4 protein-coding genes and 1 other annotated feature are annotated in these 2826 nt (G+C 36.1%); all 4 genes read right to left on the bottom strand.

The window, feature by feature from the left end; genetic code table 11:
• Positions 1-53: 53 nt before the first annotated feature.
• Positions 54-563 (bottom strand): translation initiation factor IF-3, encoded by a 510-nt coding sequence (gene infC, locus Q0K80_RS10255; protein ID WP_294606035.1) that lies wholly within the window; start codon positions 561-563, stop codon positions 54-56.
• 40 nt (positions 564-603) lie between these two features.
• Positions 604-715: a sequence feature (ribosomal protein L20 leader region), on the bottom strand.
• A 67-nt stretch (positions 716-782) separates the two neighbouring features.
• Positions 783-1436: an amino acid ABC transporter permease gene (locus Q0K80_RS10250; protein ID WP_294606034.1), complete on the bottom strand. Its 654-nt coding sequence runs from the start codon at positions 1434-1436 to the stop codon at positions 783-785.
• Between the two features lie 14 nt (positions 1437-1450).
• A complete protein-coding gene (locus Q0K80_RS10245) occupies positions 1451-2089 on the bottom strand; it encodes an amino acid ABC transporter permease (RefSeq protein ID WP_294606033.1) in 639 nt (212 codons plus the stop codon).
• Positions 2086-2826: transporter substrate-binding domain-containing protein (locus Q0K80_RS10240; RefSeq protein WP_294606032.1), on the bottom strand; the 741-nt coding region annotated here is incomplete at its 5' end. The genes Q0K80_RS10240 and Q0K80_RS10245, both read right to left, overlap by 4 nt.

The raw sequence follows: 2826 nt of genomic DNA, 5'->3' as shown, positions 1-2826 counted from the left end.
GCAGAAGCGCGGTGGGTTTTCATTTTAGGCATTTTCTAATTCCTCCAAATTAACTAATTATTTTTGTCACTCTTCGGAGCGAGCATTAAGAACATTGAGCGGCCTTCCATCTTAGGTTTGCTAACTACAGTAGCAATATCAGATGTAGCTTCAGCCATTTTTTCCAATACTTCACGACCTAGTTCCTTATGAGTGATTGCTCGACCTCTGAACCTGATCGAAACGCGTACTTTAGCACCTTCTTTAGTGATAAATTTACGCGCATGTTTTAACTTAGTGTTAAAATCGTTACCCTCAATCGTTGGACTTAAACGGATTTCTTTGACACTGACCGTTTTAGACTTTTTACGGGATTCTTTAACTTTCTTTTGTTGCTGGAAACGGTATTTACCATAGTCCATGATACGAGCAACAGGTGGCTTGGCATTAGGCGAAATTAGAACTAAATCTAAATTTGCAACACTTGCTTGGCGTAAAGCCTCAGTTTTAGTAACAACACCAACTTGTTCACCATCTTCATTAATTAAACGAACTTCGCGAGCGCGAATTTGATCGTTCAACATCAAATTCCTTGGAATAATTCTTCACCTCCGTGTTAATCTGAGGACAAGAAAAAGACGGGTAAACCTTACCCGCCCTTAATCAACAGAAAATATCGATCAGCCTAGAGGTCAACTTAACTTAGGCGAGAAGCGGGAAGCTTCTTCTTGTTCTCAACTAAAGTGATTATACTCGTCTTCAGTATACGTGTCAATAAGATAAACTTTTAAAAATTTTTTTCATCATACTAAACGCTTATTAAGTTTATTACCTATCACAGATAATGTAAAGCAGATGATAAAATATAAAAACGTTAAAGCCGCAAACATCGGCACAATATAATTAGCATTTTGTCCGTAAATAACTTGCGCATGTTGCATAAGTTCAGGGACAACAATAATAGTTGCTAAAGAAGTATCCTTAATTAAAGAAACAAACTGTCCAATAATAGTAGGTATCATGTGCCGATAGGCCTGTGGCAAAACCACATGCCATAATGACTGCACAAATGTCATTCCGGTTGATCTGGCACCTTCAATTTGGCCAATTGCTACTGATTGAATACCAGAGCGGACAATTTCTGCAATCATGCTGGACTCAAAGATCGTCATAGCAATAATTGCTGATAAAATTGCCCCCGGCCTGAGGCCAATATTTGGTAATCCAAAATAAGTAAAAAAGATAATTAATAATAAGGGCAGATTTCTAACTAAATCAATAATAAAGCCTACAATTGCAGAAACAAATTTAATCTTAGCATAGCGAATTATTCCTAAAACTGAACCTAAAAGGAAACTCAATACAATTGCAAAAACCGAAATAAATAGTGTAACAGCCAGACCTTTTAACAAAAAACCAAAGTTTAACCATGATAAAGCACTAATCCATGTTTGCATTATAAGCCGCCTCCTTACGCCATTCTCTTTTCTAAGTGCCGCATGTAATAACTTAGTGGCATAGTAATTACCAGATATAATATGCCGATTACAAAGTAGCTGTTAAATGTATCAAAAATCACAGAAGCAATTGCATTAGCTTGATACATCAAATCAAAACCTGCGACAAAAGCCAGTATTGAAGAATCTTTAATTAAATTAACAAATTGATTACCAAGCGGTGGAATAACAATCTTAAGTGCTTGAGGTAAGATCACATAACGCATAGCTTGACTATAAGTCATACCGGTTGACCTGGCACCTTCCATTTGACCTTGAGATACCGACTGAATACCTGAACGAATAATTTCTGCAATAAATGCTGAGGTATATAGGAACAAACCAATAGTCCCAGCAGTGAAACCGTCAATTTGAACAAAATATTTAGGTACAATGAGATAAAAGAACATTACGATAATCAATAATGGAATATTACGAAAGATTTCAACATAAATCCTACCAATCCTATTAGCTGTTTTATTCGGAATAACTTCTAATAGTGCTAATAAAACACCAAAAATCAGACTAAATACTAGTGTTAGCAGGCTTGATAAAATAGTCCAGCCGAATCCTGCAAATAATTGACTACTAAAATCATTGAAGATCCGAATCATTTAATATACATCTCCTTATAGTTAAAACCAGGAACTTGACCGAACCACTTTTTGATTAAGCGATTGTATTCTCCACTTTGATGAATCTTGTCAATGGCTCGATTTATTGCTCTATGAAATGGCTCTTGATTTTTATTTACTGCAATACCATAAGGTTCTTTAGTATAAGTTCCACCAGTTACTTCAAAGCTATCAGGACTCTGTGCTGCTAAACCATATAAAATACCATTATCACTGGTCAAAGCGTCACCCTGATGCGATTTTAAAGCTGATACGGCTTGACCATAATCTTGCATAGCAACCACTTTTGCTCTGGGAGCAACCTTCTTGATTGCCTCAACTGAATTATCCCCAACAATACCAATTACAGTTTTGCCATTAAGGTCGCTTGGCCTTTTAATATTGGATCCTTTAAGAACAAGGAACGATTTACCAGCCTGAAAATACGATTTAGTAAAACTGATTACTTGAGCTCTTTCAGGAGTTATTGTCAGAGTGGCAATTACCGCATCAACATTACCGTTTTTCAACAAGGGAATTCTTGATTGTGAAGTGGCAAGAGTAAAGCGGGCCTGTCCTTTAGGACCTAAAATTTCTTTGGTAATAGCTTTAGCCATATCAATATCAAAGCCCTTTTCTTTATCATCTCTGATATCAATTAAACTAAATAGTTTTTTGTCACCTTCAACTGCCCAAGTAATGGTATTAGTCGAATGTACATTTTTCAAAGCAGATTG

The organism is uncultured Lactobacillus sp., assembly GCF_945290125.1.
GTDB lineage: Bacteria > Bacillota > Bacilli > Lactobacillales > Lactobacillaceae > Lactobacillus > Lactobacillus rizhaonensis.
The sequence above is the reverse complement of the archived record's forward strand: the minus strand, read 5'-3'. Positions and strand labels throughout refer to the sequence as shown.

Bases quoted from the DNA above. Each gene is read 5' to 3' on its own strand.
- Q0K80_RS10250 (WP_294606034.1), bottom strand. From the start codon at position 1,436: ATGCAAACATGGATTAGTGCTTTATCATGGTTAAACTTTGGTTTTTTG.
- Q0K80_RS10245 (WP_294606033.1), bottom strand. From the start codon at position 2,089: ATGATTCGGATCTTCAATGATTTTAGTAGTCAATTATTTGCAGGATTC.
- infC (WP_294606035.1), bottom strand. From the start codon at position 563: ATGTTGAACGATCAAATTCGCGCTCGCGAAGTTCGTTTAATTAATGAA.